Source organism: Intrasporangium zincisolvens (assembly GCF_034724055.1).
Lineage (GTDB): Bacteria > Actinomycetota > Actinomycetes > Actinomycetales > Dermatophilaceae > Monashia > Monashia zincisolvens.
The window spans coordinates 60,707-83,026 of record NZ_JAWIIL010000007.1 but is presented as its reverse complement, the minus strand read 5'-3'; the positions used below and the strand labels follow the sequence as shown (position 1 = coordinate 83,026).

15 protein-coding genes are annotated in these 22,320 nt (G+C 73.9%); 9 read left to right on the top strand and 6 right to left on the bottom strand.

Annotated features, from left to right (window positions below; translation table 11 throughout):
• The first annotated feature begins 83 nt into the window (after window positions 1-83).
• Window positions 84-5,651, top strand: a complete 5,568-nt coding sequence (locus tag RY076_RS17440; protein ID WP_323100317.1) for an ATP-binding protein — start codon at window positions 84-86, stop codon at window positions 5,649-5,651.
• 60 nt (window positions 5,652-5,711) lie between these two features.
• Window positions 5,712-6,248 (top strand): hypothetical protein, encoded by a 537-nt coding sequence (locus RY076_RS17435; protein ID WP_323100316.1) that lies wholly within the window; start codon window positions 5,712-5,714, stop codon window positions 6,246-6,248.
• A gap of 13 nt (window positions 6,249-6,261) precedes the next feature.
• Here the strand turns inward: RY076_RS17435 and RY076_RS17430 are convergent, their stop codons facing one another.
• Together RY076_RS17430 and RY076_RS17425 are read right to left on the bottom strand one after the other, a co-directional pair.
• On the bottom strand, window positions 6,262-7,335 hold the full coding sequence (locus tag RY076_RS17430; protein ID WP_323100315.1) for an alkene reductase: 1,074 nt from the start codon (window positions 7,333-7,335) through the stop codon (window positions 6,262-6,264).
• Between the two features lie 140 nt (window positions 7,336-7,475).
• Complete coding sequence (locus RY076_RS17425; RefSeq protein ID WP_323100314.1) at window positions 7,476-8,510, bottom strand: YdcF family protein; 1,035 nt, start codon at window positions 8,508-8,510, stop codon at window positions 7,476-7,478.
• Between the two features lie 136 nt (window positions 8,511-8,646).
• On the opposite strand from RY076_RS17425, the gene RY076_RS17420 reads away from it, so the two are divergent.
• The 3 genes from RY076_RS17420 to RY076_RS17410 all read left to right on the top strand — a co-directional run bounded on the left by RY076_RS17420 (window position 8,647) and on the right by RY076_RS17410 (window position 11,868).
• Window positions 8,647-9,489, top strand: a complete 843-nt coding sequence (locus RY076_RS17420; protein ID WP_323100313.1) for an enoyl-CoA hydratase/isomerase family protein — start codon at window positions 8,647-8,649, stop codon at window positions 9,487-9,489.
• Window positions 9,486-11,012, top strand: coding sequence for an acyl-CoA synthetase (locus RY076_RS17415; RefSeq protein ID WP_323100312.1), 1,527 nt, complete (start codon window positions 9,486-9,488; stop codon window positions 11,010-11,012). The genes RY076_RS17420 and RY076_RS17415 overlap by 4 nt, the downstream gene beginning before the upstream one ends.
• Window positions 11,013-11,127: 115 nt before the next feature.
• Window positions 11,128-11,868, top strand: a complete 741-nt coding sequence (locus RY076_RS17410) for a metal-dependent hydrolase (protein WP_323100311.1) — start codon at window positions 11,128-11,130, stop codon at window positions 11,866-11,868.
• A gap of 25 nt (window positions 11,869-11,893) precedes the next feature.
• Here the strand turns inward: RY076_RS17410 and RY076_RS17405 are convergent, their stop codons facing one another.
• The 3 genes from RY076_RS17405 to RY076_RS17395 all read right to left on the bottom strand — a co-directional run bounded on the left by RY076_RS17405 (window position 11,894) and on the right by RY076_RS17395 (window position 16,557).
• Window positions 11,894-12,364, bottom strand: a complete 471-nt coding sequence (locus RY076_RS17405; protein ID WP_323100309.1) for a hypothetical protein — start codon at window positions 12,362-12,364, stop codon at window positions 11,894-11,896.
• Between the two features lie 250 nt (window positions 12,365-12,614).
• Complete coding sequence (locus RY076_RS17400; RefSeq protein WP_323100307.1) at window positions 12,615-13,484, bottom strand: peptidase inhibitor family I36 protein; 870 nt, start codon at window positions 13,482-13,484, stop codon at window positions 12,615-12,617.
• Window positions 13,485-13,614: 130 nt separating this feature from the next.
• The gene (locus tag RY076_RS17395; RefSeq protein ID WP_323100305.1) at window positions 13,615-16,557 is read right to left on the bottom strand and encodes an AfsR/SARP family transcriptional regulator; all 2,943 of its coding nucleotides are present in this window, start codon (window positions 16,555-16,557) and stop codon (window positions 13,615-13,617) included.
• 459 nt (window positions 16,558-17,016) lie between these two features.
• Between RY076_RS17395 and RY076_RS17390 the strand changes: the two genes are divergently transcribed.
• From RY076_RS17390 to RY076_RS17375, 4 genes are all read left to right on the top strand, one after another.
• A complete protein-coding gene (locus RY076_RS17390; RefSeq protein WP_323100304.1) occupies window positions 17,017-18,468 on the top strand; it encodes a phenylacetate--CoA ligase family protein in 1,452 nt (483 codons plus the stop codon).
• On the top strand, window positions 18,465-19,367 hold the full coding sequence (locus RY076_RS17385) for a hypothetical protein (protein ID WP_323100302.1): 903 nt from the start codon (window positions 18,465-18,467) through the stop codon (window positions 19,365-19,367). Before RY076_RS17390 ends, RY076_RS17385 begins: the two co-directional genes overlap by 4 nt.
• Before the next feature lie 103 nt (window positions 19,368-19,470).
• Window positions 19,471-19,974: an RNA polymerase sigma factor gene (locus RY076_RS17380; protein ID WP_323100301.1), complete on the top strand. Its 504-nt coding sequence runs from the start codon at window positions 19,471-19,473 to the stop codon at window positions 19,972-19,974.
• Window positions 19,967-21,088: a hypothetical protein gene (locus RY076_RS17375; RefSeq protein ID WP_323100300.1), complete on the top strand. Its 1,122-nt coding sequence runs from the start codon at window positions 19,967-19,969 to the stop codon at window positions 21,086-21,088. The genes RY076_RS17380 and RY076_RS17375 overlap by 8 nt, the downstream gene beginning before the upstream one ends.
• Here RY076_RS17375 and RY076_RS17370 read toward each other — a convergent pair.
• Complete coding sequence (locus tag RY076_RS17370; RefSeq protein ID WP_323100298.1) at window positions 21,045-22,265, bottom strand: ATP-binding protein; 1,221 nt, start codon at window positions 22,263-22,265, stop codon at window positions 21,045-21,047. The genes RY076_RS17375 and RY076_RS17370 overlap by 44 nt on opposite strands.
• Window positions 22,266-22,320 lie beyond the last annotated feature (55 nt).

Genomic DNA, 22,320 nt, shown 5'->3' with positions numbered 1-22,320 from the left:
TGGCGTGGAAGGCTGCAGGGTGCGACACCACCCTTGTCGGCACCCCTGCAGCACCCGTCTGACCCCGGTCGAAGGAGCACTCGATGATCTCGCGCATCGCCATCGTGAACCGCGGCGAGGCCGCCATGCGGCTCATCCACGCGGTGCGGGACCTCAACGCAGCAGCAGGGCCGGACGGCCACCGCATCGAGACCGTCGCCCTGCACACCGAGGGCGAGCGCCGCGCGATGTTCGTCCGCGAGGCCGACCGCGCCTACGACCTCGGCCCGGCCTCCGCGCGTCCCTACCTCGACTACGCCGTCCTCGAGCGCGCCCTGCGCGAGACCGGCGCCGACGCCGCGTGGGTCGGCTGGGGCTTCGTCGCCGAGCACCCGGCGTTCGCCGAGCTGTGCGACCGCATCGGCGTCACCTTCATCGGTCCGAGCGCCGAGGCGATGACCAAGCTCGGCGACAAGATCGGCAGCAAGCTCATCGCCGAGGAGGTCGGCGTGCCCGTCGCGCCGTGGAGCCGCGGCGGCGTCGACACGCTCGAGGACGCCACGGCCGCTGCCGCGCGCATCGGCTACCCGCTCATGCTCAAGGCGACGGCCGGCGGCGGCGGCCGCGGCATCCGCCGCGTCGACTCCGACGCCGACCTCACCGACGCCTACGAGCGCACCCGCGACGAGGCCGAGCGCGCGTTCGGCTCGGGCGTCGTCTTCCTCGAGAAGCTCGTCACGGGCGCCCGGCACATCGAGGTGCAGGTCATCGCCGACGGGCAGGGCACCGCCTGGGCCGTCGGCGTCCGCGACTGCTCCGTGCAGCGGCGCAACCAGAAGGTCATCGAGGAGTCGGCCTCACCGGTCCTCAGCCCCGAGCAGGCGCAGGAGGTCAAGGACAGCGCCGAGCGGCTCGCGATCGCCGTCGGCTACGCCGGTGCCGGCACCGTCGAGTTCCTCTACCACCCGGGCGAGCGCTTCTTCGCCTTCCTCGAGGTCAACACCCGCCTGCAGGTCGAGCACCCGATCACCGAGTCGGTCACCGACACCGACCTCGTCAAGCTGCAGATCCACGTCGCGAACGGTGGACGCCTCGACGACCTCCCGCAGGGCCGGCCCACCGAGCGCGGCCACGCCGTCGAGGCCCGCCTCAACGCCGAGGACCCCGACCGCGACTTCGCGCCGAGCCCCGGCCGCATCAGCCTGCTCCAGTTCCCCGCCGGCCCCGGCATCCGCGTCGACACCGGTGTGGGAGAAGGCGACTCGATCCCCGCCGACTTCGACTCGATGATCGCCAAGATCATCGCCTACGGCCGCGACCGCGACGAGGCGCTGGCCCGACTGCGCCGCGCCATGTCCGAGACCACCGTCGTCATCGAGGGCGGCTCGACGAACAAGTCGTTCATCCTCGACCTGCTCGACCAGCCCGAGATCATCGACGGCTCGGCCGACACCGGCTGGATCGACCGGGTCCGCGCCGAGGGCCGCCTCGTGTCGCACCGCCACTCCGGCGTCGCGCTCGTCGCCGCCGGCATCGAGGCCTACGAGGACGCCGAGGCCATCGAGCGGGCGCGCCTGTTCGAGTCCGCGCGCGGCGGCCGCCCGCAGGTGCAGCACACCGTGGGCCGGGCCATCGACCTCAAGCTGCGCGGCACCGCCTACAAGGTCACCGTCCTGCGCACCGCCTCGCACCGCTACCGGGTCACGGTCGCGGGCGGCGGCGCCGAGCACGTCGTCGACGCCGAGCTCGACCTCATCGACGAGTACGCCGGACGCATCAGCGTCGAGGGCCGCGGCCACCGCCTCGTCACGGCGACGCACGGGACCGTCCAGCTCGTCGAGGTCGACGGCGTCACCCACCGCGTCAGCCGCGACGAGGGCGGCGTCGTCCGCTCCCCCGCGCCGGCGCTCGTCGTCGCGACGCCGGTCGAGGTCGGCGCCGAGGTCGCCGCGGGCGCCCCGGTCCTCGTGCTCGAGTCGATGAAGATGGAGACCGTCCTCGTCTCCCCCATGGCCGCGCGGGTCCGCGAGATCCTCGCGAGTGTGGGCAGCCAGGTCGAGACCGGCGCCCCGCTCGTGCGCCTCGAGCCCCTCGAGGACGCCGACGAGGCGGCCGACGCCGCCCCCGCCGCCGAGGAGTCGGTCGACCTCGACCTGCCCGAGCCGACCACCGGCACCGCCACGGCGCAGCAGCGCGCGACCCGTGGCCTGGCCGACCTGTCGGCCACCGTCCTCGGCTTCGACGGCGGCGCCGACGGCGGCGACCGCGGCACCCTCGCGGCCTACCTCGCCGCGCGCGACGAGCTCGCCGCCGAGGGCACGCGGGGCGACGAGCCGCTCACCGAGGAGATCGCGATCCTCGACCTCATCAGCGACTTCGCCGAGCTGAGCCGCAACCGGCCGGCCCTCGAGGAGCGCCACACCGAGCTGCTCGTGCACAGCCCGAAGGAGTTCTTCCACACCTACCTGCAGAGCCTCGACCCCGACCGGGCCGGCCTGCCGACCGACTTCCGCGACAAGCTCGCCCGGGTCCTGCGCCACTACGGCGTCGCCGACTTCGAGCGCACGCCCGAGCTCGAGGAGGCGGTGTTCCGCATCTTCCTGTCGCAGCAGCGCTCGGCCCCCGAGGTCGCCTTCGCCACGTCGGTGCTGCAGCGCTGGCTCGCCGAGCCGGTCCCGGCGGCCCCGCTCGACGCGTCGGCCCGCGACGCGCTGGACCGCCTCGTCGTCGCCACGCAGCTGCGCTTCCCGGTCATCGGCGACCTCGCCCGCAGCGTCCGGTTCCGCTGGTTCGACCAGCCGCTCGTCGACGAGGGCCGCGCCAGCGTGCTCGCCGGCGTCCGCGACAAGGTGGCGGCGCTCGCAGCCGACGCCGACGCCGCCGACCACGCGCTGCGCGTCGACGAGCTCGCGGCGATCCCCGAGCAGATCGTGCGCTTCCTCGCCGAGCGGCTGTACGCGTCGGCCGACACGCCCGAGGGCATCCAGCAGCACGAGCCGATGCTCGAGGTGCTCATCAAGCGCCACTACCGCGGGCACGAGCTGCACGCCCTGCGCACCTTCACCGAGGGCGGCCGCCCGTTCGCGACAGCCGACTACACCCTCGACGACCGCCACACGCACCTGACCTCGAGCATCGGCGCCGTCGACGAGCTCGTGCCGGGCAGCGCCCTCGACACCGCGGTGTCGGCCGACGTCTGGGCCCGCACCGAGGGCAGCCACTCGGTCGTCGACCTCTACCTGCGCTGGCCCGACGAGCCGGACTCGCCCGACGAGGCGAGCGACCGGCTCGCGGCGCTGCTCCAGGAGCTGCCGTTCGCCCACGACACCCGACGCGTCGCCGTGGCCGTCAGCGCCGGCGTCGAGCGGCACGTCGACTACTTCACCTTCCGACCCGTCGAGGGCCGCCTCGTCGAGGACCGGCTCGTGCGCGGCGTCCACCCGATGGTCGGCCGTCGGCTCAACCTGTGGCGCCTCACCGCCTTCGACGTGACGCGTCTCGAGGCCCCCGACGACGTCCTGCTCTACGAGTGCGTCGCCAAGGACAACCCCGACGACCGGCGTCTCGTCGCCCTCGCGCAGGTGCGCCAGATCGTCGTCGTGCGCGACGAGCACGGCCAGGTGTCCGGCCTGCCGCACGTCGAGCGCGCCATCGCCAACTGCCTCGAGGCCATCCGCCGGGTCCGCGCCGCGCGCGGCCCGGGCGGCTCGCGCCTCGACATGAACCACGTGTGGGTGCAGATCTGGCCGACGATCGAGGCCGACCTCGGCCAGCTGACGGCGCTGCGCGGCAAGATCGCCCCGCTGACCGCCGGAGCCGGCATCGAGGAGGTCCTCGTCGAGGCCGACGTCGCGACGGCCCCCGACCAGAAGCCCGCCCCCATCGCCGGGCGCTTCTTCTACCAGCCGGGCTCCGGCGTCGAGGCGTCCGTCGGCGCCCCGCCCACCGAGCCGCTCGCACCGCTCGACGACTACGCGTCGAAGGTGGTGCGGGCCCGGCGCCGCGGCCTCGTGTACCCGTACGAGCTGCAGTCGATGATCGCGGGCCAGGGCGGCACCGTCGTCGAGCACGACCTCGACGACACCGGCGCGCTCGTGCCGGTCGACCGCCCGGTCGGGCTCAACAAGGCCGGCATCATCGTCGCCGTCGTCACGACGCCGACGCAGCGGCACCCGCAGGGCGTGACGCGCGTCGTGCTCTCCGGTGACCCGCTCCGCTCGCTCGGCTCGGTCGCCGAGGCCGAGTGCGCGCGCGTCATCGCCGCCATCGACCTCGCCGAGCGGATGCACGTGCCGCTCGAGTGGTACTCGCTGTCGGCCGGCGCCCGCATCTCGATGGACTCCGGCACCGAGAACATGGACTGGGTGGCCCGCGCGCTCAAGCGGATCATCGAGTTCACCCAGGCGGGCGGCGAGATCAACATCGTCGTCGCCGGCATCAACGTCGGCGCCCAGCCGTACTGGAACGCCGAGGCGACGATGCTCATGCACACCAAGGGCATCCTCGTCATGACGCCCGACAGCGCCATGGTGCTCACCGGCAAGCAGTCGCTCGACTTCTCCGGCGGCGTCAGCGCCGAGGACAACTTCGGCATCGGCGGCTACGACCGCGTCATGGGCCCCAACGGCCAGGCGCAGTACTGGGCCAAGGACCTCGTCGGCGCGCGCGCCATCCTCATGGCGCACTACGACCACGCGTACGTGGCCCCGGGCGAGTCCGGGCCCCGACGCGTCCCGACGAGCGACCCGTCGCACCGCGACGTCACGCTGTACCCGCACGAGCTGCCCGAGTCGGGGTTCAAGACCGTCGGCGACATCTTCTCCGCCGTCACCAACCCGGACCGCAAGAAGCCGTTCGACATCCGCACCCTGATGCGCGCCGTCAGCGACCAGGACCACGAGCCGCTCGAGCGCTGGGCCGGCATGGCCGACGCCGAGACCGCGGTGGTGCAGGACGCCCACCTCGGCGGCATCCCGGTGACGCTCATCGGCATCGAGTCCAAGCCGGTGCCGCGGCGCGGGTTCCCGCCCACCGACGGCCCCGACACGTACACGGCCGGCACGCTGTTCCCCCGGTCGAGCAAGAAGGTGGCTCGCGCCATCAACGCCGCCAGCGGCAACCGGCCGGTCGTCGTGCTGGCCAACCTGTCCGGCTTCGACGGCTCACCGGAGTCGATGCGCAGCCTCCAGCTCGAGTACGGCGCCGAGATCGGCCGGGCCATCGTCAACTTCGACGGCCCGATCGTCTTCACCGTCGTGTCCCGCTACCACGGCGGCGCGTTCGTCGTCTTCTCCAAGACGCTCAACCCGCGCATGACGGTGCTCGCCGTCGAGGGCTCGTTCGCCTCGGTGCTCGGTGGGGCGCCGGCCGCCGCCGTCGTGTTCTCGCGCGACGTCGACGCGCGCACGTCCGCCGACCCGCGCGTCGCGCAGCTGCAGGAGCAGGTCGCCGCGGCGTCGGGCGTCGAGCGGGCGCGCCTGGCCACCGAGCTCGCCGAGGTGCGCGGCTCGGTCCGGGCCGAGAAGCTCGGCCAGGTGGCCTCGGAGTTCGACGGCGTGCACAGCATCCAGCGCGCCGTCACCGTCGGGTCGGTCGACGAGGTCGTCGCACCGCACGACATCCGGCCGCGGATCATCGCCGCGGTCGAGGCGGGCCTTCAGCCGGAGGCCTGACCACGCACCCGGGTGTCCGAGCTCTCGGACACCCGGGCGACCACTTCACAGGGGATATCGATGGATTCTGCACACGAGCTGATGGAGCGTGTCCGCGCGGACGCCGAGGGCACGCCGTACACGGTCGTCGAGAAGCCGTACGGCTTCGACCTCACGGTCGACGTCGCGGACGCGCGCTGGCTCACGCTGACCGCGGCGCACGGCCTCGAGCGGGTCTTCACCCACGAGGTCCACGTCAAGAAGCCCGGGCGCTACGGCATCACCGATGTCGACAACGAGGTGTCCTACGGCGGGGGCGCCGGTCCCGGTGGCGTGCACCTGTCGGCCGCGAAGAAGGTCTCCCGCGGTCGCGTCCTCAGCTACCAGCGCCGCGTCGAGCTCGGCGTCGACGCGCGCACCGGCAAGGTCGGCAAGGTCGTCGACTACACCTTCCGCGCCGGCGAGGGCCGTTCCTTGATCCGGCGCGCCGCGACCGACCTGGGGTGGAAGGAGCAGATGAACGGCGAACAGCTCGGGGCGTTGTGGTTCGGCGGGGTCACCGTCGTGCTGCTCGTCGTCGTGTTCGGCGCCATCGGCATCCACGCCCTGCTGACCTGACGCCCCCGAAACCTCAGGCCGCGGCGTACGGGTAGTCGGTGTAGCCCTCGGCGCCGCCGCCGTAGAACGTCTGCGGGTTCGGCTCGTTGAGCGGCAGGCCCTCGCGCCAGCGTCGGGCGAGGTCGGGGTTGGCCAGGAAGGGGCGGCCGACGGCGACGAGGTCGGCGTCGTCGCGCGCGAGCACGTCCTCGACCTCCTCGAGGTCGGTGACGGCGCTGAAGCCGGTGTTGACGACGACCGGGCCGCCGAAGCGCTGACGCAGGTCGCGGACGAGGTCGGAGGCCGGGTCGGCCAGCACGCTGAGGTAGGCCAGGCCGAGGGGCGCGATGGCGTCGACGAGGTACCCGTAGGTGGCGGCGACGTCGGCCGGGTCCTCCTCGAGGACGCCCTGGATGTTGTGCGCCGGCGAGATGCGGATGCCGACGCGGTCGGCGCCGATGGCCTCGGCGACCGCGCGGGTCACCTCGACGACGAGACGGGCGCGGTTCTCGGGGGAGCCGCCGTACGCGTCGGTGCGGGTGTTGCTCGACGGTGCGAGGAACTGGTGCAGCAGGTAGCCGTTGGCGGCGTGGATCTCGACGCCGTCGAGGCCGGCCGCGCGGGCCTGGCGGGCGGCGTGCACGAAGTCGGCGACGATGCCGGGCACCTCGTCGGTCCCGAGGGCGCGGGGCACCGGGTGCGGCTCCTGGCCGTTCGCCGTCACCATCTGCCCGGGCGCGGCGATGGCGCTCGGGGCGACGGACTCGAGGCCGGCCTTGTTGTCCGGGTGGGCGATCCGGCCGGCGTGCATGAGCTGGACGACGACACGTCCGCCCTCCTCGTGGACGGCGTCGGCGACGCGGCGCCAGCCGCTCACCTGCTCGTCACTGTGGATGCCGGGGGTGTCGAGGTAGCCCTGGCCGACGGCGGAGGGCTGGGTGCCCTCGGTGACGATGAGTCCGGCGGACGCGCGCTGGCGGTAGTACTCGACGTTGAGGTCGGTGGGCACGCCGCCGGCACCCGCGCGGTTGCGCGTCAGCGGCGCCATGACGAACCGCTGGGGCAGGTCGAAGGCTCCGACCCGGATGCTCTCGAAGGCACGCGACATGTGGACAGCTCCTCGTTCGTTGACATTTCGACGATCGGTACGGTCGTGGCCAACGACGCGGCGCCTCCGGAACATTCCCGGCACGCCGGACGCCGTGGCGAGGGCCACGCGGGGTCACGACGGGGCCGCGACGCTCCGGGTCAGCCCAGGACGACGGCCAGGGCGACGACGCCCGTGAACGCCGCCCACAGCGCGAGGCCAGCCGCGTTGACCCACGGGTGGTAGGTCACGCCGGCGACGACCTCGCGCAGGAAGGCGCTCGGCAGGAAGTACCAGGCGGTGCGCGCCGGGGTCAGGTCGGCGTCGATGCAGAGCCGACGCGTCAGCAGCGCGGCGCGGCCGGCGTGGTAGTTCGAGGTCACGACGCGCACCGGGCCGTGGACGCCGCGCTCGGCCAGCAGGCGCAGAGACAGGACGAGGTTCTCCTCGGTCGTCGTGGCCTGGTCCTCGATGAGGATGTCGGCCGGGTCGACGCCCCGGTCTGCGAGGTAGGTCGTCATCGCGGCGCCCTCGGACATCGGCTCGTCCTCGCCCTGGCCTCCGGAGGGGACGAGCACGGGGCAGCGGCCCCGGGCCTGCTCGGCGTGCAGCACGGACAGCGCCGCGTCGAGCCGGTTTGCGAGCAGGCGGGGGATCTGCCCGTCCACGAGCCCGGAGCCGAGCACGACGACGGCCGCCGGCGCGGCGCGGGGCCGGCGGCGCAGGTAGGCGACGCAGTAGAGGAGATAGCTGAGCATGACGAGCGCCGGGTAGCCGGGCAGGAGCAGGACGACGACGCCGAGCACGGCGAGCGGGGTGGACCCGACGCCGAAGCCCGAGCCGAACCAGAAGAGCGCGACGCCGAGCACCGTCGCCGCGGTCATCACCGCCCCGAGGACGAAGGAGAGGAGGTTGCCCAGCGTGCGGCCCTCGCGGCGGACCATCCGCACGCCGTTGACGACGAGGACGACGCCGGCGACGAGGGCCAGCGCCCACGGCAGGGTGAGCACGACGGCATCGCCCCACCGCGTCCCGTCGAGGAGGGCGTCGAGGCCGTCGAGGACGGCCGCGGCGGCGAGCCACACGACGACCGTGAGCGCGACGCCGATGCGCCAGCGGCGCGGGTCGCGGCGCCACCACGCGCCGGCCATGGCGAGGGCGAGGAGTGCGACGGCGAGGTCGAGGGCAGGTCTCACGCGGCGGGACCCCACGGCGCCCGGTCGCTGCAGCGTCGTGCCCGGCCCGTCATGCGCCCACCCTACGGGCGACCGGTGGGCGAGACGCAGCGGCCGATCGCCGCACCGGCCGCGGCGCGGCAGGCAGGATGGCGACGTGACGACGTCGTTGCCGGTGGTGGACGTGGTCGACGGTGTGGCGACGGTGCGCCTCGTGCGCCCCGACGCCGGCAACGCCCTCGACCTGCCGACCGCGCTCGCCCTGCGCGATGCGGTGGCGCGCCTCGACGAGCTCGCGCACGCCGCCGGGCCCGGAGCGCTGCGGTGCGTCGTGCTCCGCTCGAACGGCCGCCTCTTCTGCGCCGGCGGTGACGTGCGGGCGATGACGGCCGCACCCGACCGGTCGGCGTTCGTCGCCGAGCTCGCCGGGCTGCTGCACGAGGCGCTGACCGGCCTGCGGTCGCTGCCCGTGCCCGTCGTGGCGGCGGTGCACGGCCCGGCGGCGGGAGCGGGACTCGGCCTCGTGCTCGCCGCCGACGTCGTCGTGGCCTCGGAGCAGGCCACGTTCCTGGCCGCCTACGCCGCCGTCGGCCTCTCCCCCGACTGCGGGGTGTCGGCGCTGCTGCCGCTCGTCGTCGGCCCACGTCGGGCCGCACTACTGCTGCTCACCGGCCTGCGCATCGACGCGCCGACGGCACTCGAGTGGGGGCTGGTCGGGCAGGTCTGTGCCGCAGACGATCTCGACGCCTCGGTCGACGCCGTCGTGGCCGGGATCGTCGCCCAGCCGGCCCTCGCCGTCGGCGAGGCGGCCCGGCTGCTCCGCGCCGCCCCCGAGCGTGCCTACGCCGACCACCTCGCCGACGAGGCCGCGACGATCGCCCGCCTGTCGACGACACCCGACGCCGACCGCCTGCTGCGCGCCTTCGGCGCCGACGCGTCCGGCCACCGCGACCACCCCACCGAGCCCACCGAGAACGCCTCGCCGAAGGAGCGCCCGTGAGCGTCACCACCTCGAGCACCGTCGACGACGTCGTGCGCCGCAGCGCGACGCGTCACCCCGACCGAACCGCCCTCGTCTTCGCCGACCGCACGTGGACGTACGCCGAGCTCGACGCCGCGGTCACGCGGGCCGCGGCGCACCTGCTGACGCTCGGGCTCGCCCGGGGTGACCGGGTCGCGACCGTCGGGGTCAACTCCGACGCCTACCTGCTCGCCTTCCTCGGCTGTGCCCGCGCCGGCCTCGTCCATGTGCCCGTCAACTACGCGCTCACCGGGTCCGAGCTGCGCTACCTCCTGCAGGACTCCGGTGCGCGGGTCGCGCTCGTCGACACCGCCCTGCGCGACGGCGTCGAGGCCGTCCGCGGCGACACGGCCCTCGAGCAGGTGCTCGTCCTGCACGGCACCGACGACGCCGTCCTCGAGGCCTGGCGGGCCGGCGACGTGCCCGTCCTCGACGTCGAGCGCGCCGACACCGACCTCGTCCAGCTCCTCTACACCTCGGGCACGACCTCGCTGCCCAAGGGCGCGATGATGACCCACCGCGCGCTCGTCCACGAGTACGTGTCGAGCATCGTCGGGCTCGACCTGCGCGAGGACGACGCCCCGTTGCACTCGATGCCGCTCTACCACTCGGCGCAGATGCACGTCTTCCTGCTGCCCTACCTCGCGGTCGGCGCGACCAACCACCTGCTGCCGCGGCCGGACGTCGCCGAGGTCCTGCGCCAGGTGGCGGCCCACGGCGCCGGCTCGCTCTTCCTCGCCCCGACGGTCTGGGTGCCGCTGTCGAACCACCCGGACCTCGCGACCGCCGACCTGTCGTCGCTGCGCAAGGCCTACTACGGCGCGTCGATCATGCCCGGACCGGTGCGCGACCGGCTCCGGGAGCGGCTGCCCGCTCTCGGGTTCTGGAACTGCTTCGGCCAGTCGGAGATCGGGCCGCTCGCCACGGTGCTGCGCCCGGAGGAGCACGACGAGCGCCCGGACGCGGCGGGCCGCACCGTGCTGTTCGTCGAGGCGCGGGTCGTCGACCCCGAGGGCCGTGACGTCGAGGCCGACGAGCCGGGCGAGCTGCTCTACCGCTCCCCGCAGCTGTGCACCGGCTACTGGGACAAGCCCGAGGCCACCGAGGAGGCGTTCCGCGACGGGTGGTTCCACTCCGGCGACCTCGTGCGTCGCGACGCGTCGGGCTACCTGACCGTCGTCGACCGGATCAAGGACGTCATCAACACCGGCGGCGTCATGGTCGCCTCGCGCGAGGTCGAGGACGCGCTCTACACGCACCCGGCCGTGGCCGAGGTGGCCGTCATCGCGACCCCGGACGAGCGCTGGATCGAGGCGATCACCGCGGTCGTCGTCGTCCGCGACGGGCACGCGGTCACGGCCGAGCAGCTCGTCGAGCACGCCCGCGCCTCGCTCGCCGGCTTCAAGCTGCCCAAGCGCGTCCACTTCGTCGACGAGCTGCCGCGCAACCAGAGCGGCAAGCTGCTCAAGCGGGTGCTGCGCGACGACCTCGCCGAGGGGTAGCCGGAGGGGCTGTCGGCGGACGCGGCTACGCTCTGGCGCGTGATGCTGCCCGCGAGAACCGTTGTCCCCGTTGGCTGCTGCCATCGCCCTACGCGAATCTGGCTGGCGGCCAGCCGTGCTCGGTAGAACCCATGCCACGTCGGGCGCCGTGGCGGTTCTCGCCCTCGTGCCGGTGCTGCGCGACCACGGTGTCACGGTCGACGGCTGGGCCGTTCCCGTCGCCGCCGTCGTCGGGGCCGGCGGCGCGATGCTGCCCGACTTCGACCACCACCACGCGACGATCGCCCGCTCGGTCGGGCCGGTCACGGCCCTGCTCGCGCGTGGCGTCGGGGCCATCTCGGGCGGTCACCGCAACGGCACGCACTCGCTCCTCGGGGTGGCGTTCTTCACCGGGCTCGCCACGTTCCTGACCCACGTCGGTGGCCTCGCGCTCGGCATCTTCCTCGCGTTCCTCTTCGCCATCGCGTCGGCCGCCCTGCGGCTCAGCATGATCCGCGCGACGGTCGGCCACACGCTCGTGTGCCTCGCCGTCGGCGCCCTCCTGGCCCGGGGCACCCTCATGGACTCCTTCCCCGTCGATGTCGTGCCATGGGCGGTCGCGGTCGGCGCCCTGACGCACCTCGTCGGCGACATGGCCACGGTGCAGGGGTGCCCCCTGTTCTGGCCGTTCCACCGGCACCGCTACAACTTCGCCTCGCTCAGCACCGACCACGCCACCGAGCGGTTCGTCGTCGGGCCGGCACTCTTCCTCGCCGCGGCGTGGCTGACGTTCTCGCTCGCCGGCGGCGTCGAGGTGCTGCTCCCCTCCATCGACGCGACGCTCGAGCTCGTCGGGGTCGGTTCGGCCGGCCACTGAGCGCGCCGACGGACCGCGGGCGGTCTCAGTGGCTTGCGTCGGCGTCGGCGTCGGCGGCCCCGAGGTGATCGGCGAGGGCGTCGAGCGCGGTCGGCTCACACCCGGCGGCCCACGCCTCGTATGCGGACTCGCGGGCCGCGTCGTACGCGTCGGGCTTGAGCGCGGCGATGACCGACGCCACCGCCTTGGCCTCGGCGCACTCGCCGTGCAGCCGCAGCGTCGCCGGGTCGGGGTAGGCGGCGTCGGGGTCCAGGCCCTGGTCGCAGGCGGCGTCGAGTCGGCGTTCGAGCTCCCAGAGCCGGACGAGCTCGTCCATGCCGGGCCCGGCGGCCAGCCCTCCCCGTGCGACGTCGAGGGCGCTGCGGTCGTGGACGCCGGCCACGCCGCACGCGAGCCGCGCCACCGCGAAGGCGAACCGACGGGCGCCTCCGGCGGTCGCGGCACCGATGCGCGCGGTCAGCGCGGGCGCGACGGACTCGAGGCGATAGGCCGGCACTGCGCCTCCCGGGGCGGACGGTTGGTCTGCTGACGACTCGGTACGTACCCGTTCGGGCCATCCGGGCGTCACCGGGCTGCCGTGGGGCACCGCGCCGACGCGCCTCGCCGACAGCGCACCACGCGGCTTCCGGCACGTGTCGACGACCCCGCTGCCGGGCGGCGTCCAGCTGTCGGTGCACGCACGCGCCTGAGGCGCCCGGGCGACATGCGCCCGGACGCCCCGACACGCGGTTCAGCGCGTCAGTGGGTCACTGGCAGCACGCGTTGTAGCCGCGGTCCATCCAGAACTGGGTCGGCACCGGGTTGACCAGCGTCGTGTCGCTGCTGAACGTCGCCGCGGTCTGGCGACCCGGTCGCATCTCGACGTGGGTGTGCGAGCCGGTCGCACCGCGGGCGGCCTCGTCGCCGATCTTCTGGCCCTTGGAGATCGACTGTCCCACAGTGAAGCCCAGCGGGTTCAGGTGCAGGTAGATGACCGTCTTGTCGTACGTCGCGTTGTACACGGCGAGCGTCGACAAGGCGTCGGTCGCGTCGCTGCCCTCGGTCACGCGGGTCACCGTCCCGCCGAGCACGGCGAAGACGTCCGCGCCCGCCGCGTCGGCCACGTCGATGCCCTCGTGGCGCCCGGCGGTGTTGAGGTAGCCGTCGAACCAGGCCGTGACCCGGGCCGACGACGAGTGGTAGACGCCGTACTCGAACGAGTCGTTGGCGGTGTCACCGACGAGGTGACCGGCATCCTCGTTCTTCAGCTCCGAGCGCAGGTCGGCCTTGACGCCGGGGTCGATGGAGTCGATGGCGCCGGAGAAGCCGCTGCGGTAGAACACCGTCGCGACGGAGGCCTCGCGGTTCCAGACCGACGCGGCGTTGTTCTTGACGCACTGGCCCTGGCCGTTGCCGGCCGACACGAACGTGATGCAGCCGGCGCCGGTGCCGTAGTCGGACTGGCTGTTTGCGAGGTCGACGAGGGAGCCGCCGTTGCCGGAGTTGTAGTACAGGCAGAACTCGCCGCTCTCGCAGACGCCGTTGCGGGCGGTGGCCGCCTGCGCGGCCGGAGCCGGCGTGACGAGCGCTGCGGCGAGGGCGGCCGCGAGCGCGGTCGCCGCGATGGTCTTCTTCATGTGATCCCCTGTGGTCTCGGGGCCGTGGCCCCTGGCTCCGCGTGCGCGGTCACGCCCGCGGTCGTAGCGCGATCACGCTAGGGCAGCACCGGGCCGGTCGGCGCGGGGAGAACCGGGGAGCACTCCCCGTTCACCCGGTGAGACTGGGTGCCACCGGTCGCGCGCGGACCGCGTCGAGCAGCCGCCGCGCCCGGTCGGCGTCCTGGTCCTCGACCGTCTCGGCGCGCAGGCACGCGTCTTCGAGCCGCTCGACCGCGCGGTCGAGGTCGTCCAGGGCGACCAGCGCCTGGCCGGCACGCAGGTCGGCCCGCGTCGCCGCGCGGACGTCGGCGATCTCGCGGGCCAGCGCGGCCGCGGCGTCGGCATGGCGCAACCCCTCGGCGGGTGCACCGGTCACCGTCTCGAGCTCGGACAGGTCGAGCAGCGCTTCGACGACGTGGACCGAGGACTCGAGGTCGTGGGCGAGAGCGAGGGTGTCCTCCAGGGCGGGGCGGGCGCGGTCGGTCGCACCGGAGCGCAGCAGGGCCACCCCCAGGTTGCCGAGGGCTGCGCACTCGCTCGCGCGGTTGCCGTGGGCGCGCGCGTGCCCGAGGGCCGCCTCGGCCCGCTCGACCGACTCCGCATGTCGGTCCAGCTGGAGCAGGATCTGCGCGAGCGTGTTGTTCGTCGCCGCCAGGCCGTAGGCGTCCCCACACTCCTCCTGCACCCGCAGCCCGCGCTGCGCCGCCTCCAGCGCCCCCTCGAGGTCACGCGCGTAGTACCGGCTCGTCCCGAGGTTCGCGAGCGCGCGGCCGAGCCGCACACGGTCGCCCGACCGTTCGGACAGCTCGGCGACCTCGGTCGCCGTCCGCACGGCCGCGTCGGTCTCGCCGAGCCGCAGCTGCGCGATGCCGAGGCGGCCGAGCGCGGAGAGCCGCTGGGGGTCCGCCACGGCGGCGGACGCAGCGGCGGCGTGCACCGCTGCCGCGTCGTGCCAGTGCCCCGCCTGGTCGAGGTAGCGGTAGAGGTGGTCGGAGAGCAGCACCGAGACGGCTTCGTCACCGCCCGTCACGGGCCGGTGCACGAGGGAGAGGAGGTTGCCGCGTTCCGCCTCGAGCCACCCGAGGGCCTCCGAGCGCGACGGGAACTCCGGCGCCCCCACCCGCTCGACGACGTCGAGGGCACGCGGCCCGACCGGCAGCAGCACGTCACGCTCGCCCGGGGTGTGCGCTCCCATGGCGAGGCGGGTGGTGGCGACGTACCAGTCGGCGACGCGGTGCGCCGCGGCCACGGCTGCGTCGGCTCCCAGACGACGACCGAGGTCCTCGGCGAAGACGCGCAGCAGGTCGTGGAGGGTGAAGCGGCCGCGGCCGAGCGTCACGACGAGGTGCGCGTTGGTGAGGTCGACGAGCGCCCGCTCGACGTCGGTCACGGCCGGATGGTCCAGGACGAGCGCCGCGGCCGACGCGTGGGTGAACGTGCGGCACGGCAGGGCGCCGAGATGGGCGAAGAGGGTGCGGCACGCCTCGTCCAGCCCGTCGTAGGACTGGGTGAACGCCGTCGCGACCGGCTGGTCCCCGTCGTCGGTGGACAGCTCCAGCCACGGTTGGCGTCGCAGCCGCTCGGCGTGCTCGGCCAGGCTGTCGGTGGCGTTGACCATGAGGTTCGCCGCGACGAGGCGCAGCGCGAGCGGCAGGCCCGAGCAGCTGCGGCGGATGCTGTCCGCCGCCGTGCTGTCATCCGCGATGCGGGGACCGACGAGCCGGGTGAGCAGCTCCATCGAGTCGGTGTCGGCCAGTGGCCCCAGGTCGACCACCTGCGTGGCAGCATCGGCGACCACCCCGGTGAGCCGGCCGCGACCGGTGACCACGACCACGGTCCCCCGCGACGCGGGCAGCACGGGGAGCACCTGTCGGGCGTCGCGCGCGTCGTCGAGCACGATGAGGCAGCGCTTGCCGTCGAGCAGCGACCGCAGGCTGGCGGCGGCCCGGTCGAGGTCCTTGGGGACCGCGCCGGGTCCCGTGCCGAAGGCGACGAGCACCTCGGTCACGGCGGCGAGCGGAGCCATCGGGCCGCCCTCCGCGTAGCCGTGCAGGTCGAGGTGCACCTGACCGTCGGGGAAGAGATCGCGCACGCTGTGGGCCCACTCGACGGCGAGCGCCGTCTTCCCTGCGCCGGGCGGGCCGACGACGAGGGCGACAGGGCTGGGCTCGCGCCCGTCGAGCATGCCGTCGAGCAGCGCGAGCTCCGCGACCCGGCCGGTGAAGTGGCGGTCGCGCCGGGGCAGCTGAGCCGGCACCGGCGACAGCGACACGGCCGGCGCCGGGGACACGGAGACGGCCGGCTGGTCAGGGCGCAACCCCGGGTCACGCGTCAGCATCTGTCGGTGCAGCTCGCGCAGCTCCGGGCTGGGCTCGAGGCCCAGCTCGTCGGCCTGCGCCTGGACGGCACCGCGGTAGGCCGCGAGCGCCGCTGCGACGTCGCCCGCCCGGTAGAGCACGCGCATGAGCAACGCCGACATGCGCTCACGGGTCGGGTGCTCCGCGACGAAGGCGCGCAGGTCCGGCAGCAGGGTCGTCAGCTCGCCGAGCGCGAAGCGGGCCTCGAGGTGGGCCTCCACGGCCGGCAGCCGCTCGTCGCCGATCGCGCGCAGCTGTCGGTCGACGGGCAGGTCGGACGCGTGGTCGGTGAGCGCCTCCTCGTGCCAGAGCGCGAGCGCCGCGTCGAGGTCGTCGCGCGCCGCGGCCGAGTCGAGACGGTCGGCGTTCGCCTCGGCGGAGCGCACGAGCGCCCGGAAGGCGTCGAGGTCGAGCTCACCCGGACCGACCGCCAGGGTGTAGCCGCCGTCGCGGGCCACGAGGCGCTCGCCGACGTGACGACGCAGCGCCGCTGCGTACGTCCGCACGTTGGCCCGGGCCGACGCGGGCGGGTCGGTCCACAGCGCCTCGATGACGCGCTGGATCGGTACGCGGTGGTTCGCGTTGAGCAGGAGCGTGGCGAGCAGCCCTCGCTGCTTCGGTCCGCCCGGGCGGACGGCGACGCCGTCGACCTCCAGCTCGACCGTGCCGAGCAACCGAAAGCGCACCCCTGTCATGGCCGTCCTCTCCGGGTCCCACCGGCCGGACCCGTCGCGCTCGGACCCTCCCACAGCCGGGGCCCCGGCGCACCCCGGAGGGGCCTGCGCTGGACCGAGGGTCGAGCACGGCGCGGTCGGCGGGATGTGCGCTCTCTGTGCGGTCGCGTGTATCGACCCGCCCTAGCGTCCGCTGTGCCCGATCCGCACTCCCCCCGGAAGGAGGCCAGAGATGATCACCACCGCCAAGCAGCTGAAGCACGTCTTCAGCTCGTTCGCCGCCACGATGTTCCAGTGCATCAGCACGTGAGCTGATCGGCCCGGCGGACGGCGCCCCGGCAGGGGGCGCCGTCCGCCGGGCCTGCCTCCGACCACCTGACGGACGAGTGAAGGAGACGGCCGNGGGGGGGCCCCGGGGGGGGGGGCCCCCCCCCCCGGGCCTGCCTCCGACCACCTGACGGACGAGTGAAGGAGACGGCCGTGCTGGATGCCGGACTTCGGCAGCTGCGCCTCGCCTGGTGCGTGGCGACGGGCAGCCGCATCAGGGTCTCGGACGCCGAGGCCATCGTGCGCCACCTGGGCGCGAGCGTCCGCGAGTTCGGCGCCATCGACCAGCGGGGACTGCAGGAGGCGCTCGGTCGACCGGTCGACCCCGATGCCCGCAGAGCCTTCGACGAGCGCGGCTGGCGCCGAGCGGTGCGCGCCGCGGCCCGGACTCCGTACTACCGCGACCTCTTCGCGCGCCTCGACCTCGACCCGGCCACGGTCCGGCTCGACGACCTCGCGGCGATCCCCCTGACGAGCAAGGACCTGCTCCGGGCGGACTGCACGCCGTTCGTCTCCGAGCGCAGCCGGCCGCAGCTGCTGTCCACGACGACCGGCACGACGGGGCGTCCCACGTCGTGCTGGTTCTCCGTCTACGAGATGCGCCTCGCCGCCGCGTTCGCCGCGATCAGCATGATGACGGCGTACGGCATCTCCGAGGAGGACGTCGTGCACGTCGCGGTGCCGGCGCGGTCGACGCTCGCCGTCCACCTCACCATCGACACGTTCCACCTCATCGGCGCCGGTGCGCGCTACGTCGGCGTGATGGACCCGCACGACACCCTCGTCGGCCTCATGGCGCGGACCGGCGTGGGCCGACAGAAGCCCCGGGCCAGCGTCCTGACGACGACCGCGAGCCAGCTGGGGGCGCTCGTGGACGCTGCGGAGCGCGCGGGCCACGGGCCAGAGGACTTCGGCCTCGAGCTCGTCCTGTCGGGGGGCGAGGTCCTCACCGACCACCTGCGCGCCCGGGCCGTCGCGGTCTTCGGGGCCCCGGTCAGCGACGTCTACTCGCTCACCGAGACCTTTCCGATGAGCGGCACGACGTGCAGCCAGGAGCACCTGCACTTCTCCGCCGACGCCGGGCTCGTCGAGGTCGTCGACCCGGCGACCGGTGCGCCGGTCGCGCCGGGTCAGTGGGGCAGCCTCGTCATGACCCCCTTCCCGCCGTTCCGCGAGACGACCCTCGTGCTGCGCTACGTCACCGGGGACATCGCCCGGCGTCTCGACGGGTCGCAGCTGACGTGCGAGATGGCCGGCATCCCCGCCACGAGCAGGCTGGCCGGCCGGGACGCCGAGGCTGCGGGGCGCCGACTGCTCCAGCGCGACCTGCTCGACCTGCTGCACGCCGACACCCGCCTGCCGCTGCCCACGCAGTACGGGCTCGTCCCGACCGGCGACGGCGTCGAGGTGCACGTGGTGGGCCCGGTCTCGGACGGTCTCGCGCTCGACCTCGAACGGGTGGCGGCCGCACGATCGCTGCCGGTCGCCGGGGTGGTGCTGCACGAGTCCGCGTCCTCCGTGCCGAACCGACAGTTCGTCCGCGCCCTGCTCAAGGACACCACCGTCGCGCACGACGCGGCCACCGGAGGGTGGAGGCTCAAGTGATCGACCTGGTCAACATCACGATCGTCGTCCTGCTGTCGGGCGTCGTCATCGCGGCGGCGCTCGCCTACCTGCGCCGGGTGCGCATGGACCGGCCGCCGGTCGGGGTGTTCAACACCAGCGATCTCGTGTTCCTCGCCGGGGTCGTCATCGTCATGCCCGTCGTCTACCAGTGGCTGCCGGCCTGGGTGGTCGGCGCCCTGTTCGTCGTCTTCGGCACGGGCCTGATGTGGATGACGCTGTCGCCCTGGCTCGGTGCAGCGGGGCGCTGGACAAGCCTTGCCGTCGCGGCCACCGACGTGGGGCTCGTCGTGTCGGGACACGCACCGTCCGTGGCGTTCAACGTCGTCAACGGGATCGCCATCGGCCTCATGGTCGTCGGCGCGTCGAACACCTGGGTCCAGGGCGGCATCCGGGCGCGGGCGGTGGCAGCCATGGCGGCCTTCATCGCGGTCTACGACCTCTGCGCGACGTGGCTCTCGCCCGTCACGTACGAGTTCTTCCTGCGGGTCAAGGACCTGCCGTTCGCACCGATCCTCACGTGGGGTGTCGGCGACGGCCTCGCCGGGGCAGGGCTCGGCGACATGCTCGTAGCGGCCCTGTGGGTCGCCGTGGTCGACAAGGCCTACGGCCGCAGGCACGCCCACGTCGCCTTCGGCCTCACGTGGGCCCTCGTTCCCCTCGTCTACGACCCGCTGCTGCTCCTCGGCCTCGTGCCGCGGTCGGCCGCCATCATGGTCATGCTCGGGCCGATCATCGTGGCCCACTACCTCTACCTGCGCCGCCGGCACCCGCGCGAACGGACGTTCGCCGAGTACGCCGGTCTCCGCTCGCACCGGCTCGGCCTCATCGGCCAGCAGCCGCTCGCACCGGCCGGGCCGGGCGTGCGGACCCCGGGCTGACGGGGTCTCCGGCACGGCAGGGAATCCCGGTGGATCCACGGATGTGGCCTCGAGGCGGGGGGTCGTAGCGTCGAAGGACGTCGCTGGATCCACAGGGGGCGACATGGCTGACGATGACCTGGTCCGCACGGTGTACGAACGGTCCTACCGGCGTCTCGTCGCGCACTGCACGGCGCTGTCGGGCAGTCGCTCCGAGGCCGAGGACGTCGTGCAGCAGGCCTTCCTCGTCGCAGTCACCCACCGGGACGACCTCGCCGAGGCCACCGACAAGGAGGCCTGGCTCCGCGCGGTCGCGCTGACCCAGCTGCGCCACCGCTGGTTCCGGGCCCGTCTCGTCGGGCGTGGCCGGCCGCGGTTCCGGTCCGAGCCGAGCATCGACCTGGGGCCTGGCGTCCCCGAGGAGCACGCCGCCGTCGTCTATGCCTTGAGCCGGCTCAGCCTGCCGGTGCGCGTCGCCGTCGTCCTGCGGCACCTCGACGGCCGGGACGTCGCCGAGATCGCCCGCGAGCTCGGCATTCCCGAGGGCACGGTCATGGCGCGGCTGGCCAGGGCGCACACCGAGATGGCCCCCCACCTCAGCGCCTTCGAGGAGGCGGCCCGTGTCTGACCTGGCCGCCCTGGCCCGCGACACCGAGCGGTTCCTCGACCCGCCGCCGTTCGAGCTCATGATCGCGGCTCGGCGTCGCGGTCGGCGCCGCGGCGTCCTGCGTGCATCCGGGGCCGCGGTCGCGGCGCTGCTCGCCGTGTCGCTCCTGGTCGCGGGCCTGGGGTGGCTCGGTGGAGAGCACCGGTCGGCGCAGGCGCTGCCGGGGCTGCTGCCGGAGTGGACCGCCGACGAGATCGTCGGGCACCCCGACGCGTTCGTCGTCAGGCAGCTGTCCTCCCACTCGTACCCGCCCCGCGTCCTGAGGGTGTGGAAGCGGTGCGCGTCCCCGACCGCGGACCATGACTGCCTCGGACGCGAGGCCATCGCCGTCACCGACGACGACGGTCACCGCCTCACCGCGCTCGGGGCGGCGACCGGCTCCAGCGAGCAGCCGGACCTCGGTGACGACGGGCTGTTCCGGGAGGTGGAGGACGGGGTCTGGTACTGGGCGCACCGCAGCCCCGGGCCCGCTCTCTTCTCGGCGACGATGGACCGGCCGGCGGAGCTGACGTTCCGGGACCGCGCCGTCACGCACGCCTTCGGCGTCCCCGGCATCGAGTGCCCCGACCGGGTGGGGGTGTGCACGCTGGACACGGCCGCGAGGACGATCGACCGCCTCGCCCGCCCCGACGTCCCGGACAGCCGCTGGTCGACCCCGACACCTGCGGGATGCGGCCTCTGGGCCCTGGCCGGGACCGGCGGCAACCTGCGACTCGTCATCCAGCAGCGCGACGGGTCCTTCGCCACCGCCGACATCCCGGACGACGACGTCGCGGCGATGATGGCCGAGGGCGGGCCCGACTGCGAGGTCGCGTACTACCAGGCCGTCGCCGGGGACCGGTTCCAGCTCGTCGTCAGCCTCGACCAGGGCAGGACCTGGTCGATCCACCGGGCGCCCGTGCTGGAGGTGGCCGGCCTCGTCGAGAAGGAGCCCCGACCCCGGACCCTGATCCCGCCACAGTGGCAGGCGCTGCCCAGCGTGCGCGACCCGCTCGATCCTCCCGGGTCGCTCCAGCCCCTCGGATGCGGGCTCAGGCCTGGGTGCGCAGGTACCGGCCGAAGTGCGGGACGGTGAAGGCGATGAGGCCCCGCTCGCCCGAGTAGATGAGTCCCTTCTTGATGAGCGAGTCCCGCGCCGGCGACAGGGACTGCGGCTTGCGGCCGAGCACCTCGGCCACAGCGGAGGTCGGCACCGCATCGCGCTCCTCCGGGTGCGGGTCCTCCTGCGGCGCAGCGGGATCCGTCAGCGCGGCGTCGGCCATCGCCCGCAGGTACTCGCGCTCAGCGGGGGTCGCACGCTCGAAGCGCGAGCCGAAGAACCCGACGGCCAGCTCGCTCTCGGCCTCCGGCACGGCGACCCGGATGTCCTGGGCCGTGACGGGCGAGGTGGGCGAGACGTCCCACACGACCTTGCCGTAGGCCTGGATGAAGTACGGGTAGCCGGCGGTCACGGCGTACATCTCGTCGAGGGCCTCGGGCGTGAAGGCGCAGCCCTCCTCGGCTGCCGGCCCGACGAGCGCGTGGTCGGCGGCCTCACGGGGCAGGCGGTCGATCCGCGAGTAGCGGAACAGCCGCTCCGAGTACGACTTCGACGCCGACAGCACGGCCGGCAGGTGCGGCAGGCCGGCGCCCACGACGATGACCGGCAGGCCCGACTGCGAGATCTCGTGGCACGCCGCGCACAGCGCCGAGACGTCGTCGGGGTCGAGGTCCTGCATCTCGTCGATGAAGAAGGCGATGCCCTTGCCGACGTCGGCGGCGAGCCCGCCGATGTCGGTGAACAGCTCGACAAGGTCGATCTCGATGTCCCCGCTGTCGGCCCGCCCCGACACGGTGGGCACATCGATGCCCGGCTGCCACCGGTCGCGCAGCTTCGCGCCGGTCGGGTTGTCGCGCAGGGCGAAGGCCTTGACGGTGCCGAGCACCTGGTCGACGTCCTCGCCGCGCGGGTGCGCCAGCTCGCGCACCGCCTGGTGGGCCGCGGCCGCGAGGGGCCGGCGCAGCCGCTGGTCGGGGCGCGCCTCGAACTTGCCGGTGCCCCAGTCGGCACGCACCGCCGAGGAGCGGAGGGCGTTGAGCAGCACGGTCTTGCCGACGCCGCGCAGCCCGGTCAGCACGATCGACCGCTCGGAGCGTCCGCGGGCGATGCGCTCGAGGACGACGTCGAAGGTGCGCAGCTGCTCGTCGCGTCCGGCGAGCTCGGGCGGACGCTGGCCCGCGCCCGGTGCGTACGGGTTCGTGATCGGGTCCACGATCGGAGGCTATACGCGTCTCTACGGAAGACCGGAGACATCCGCATACGGGGCG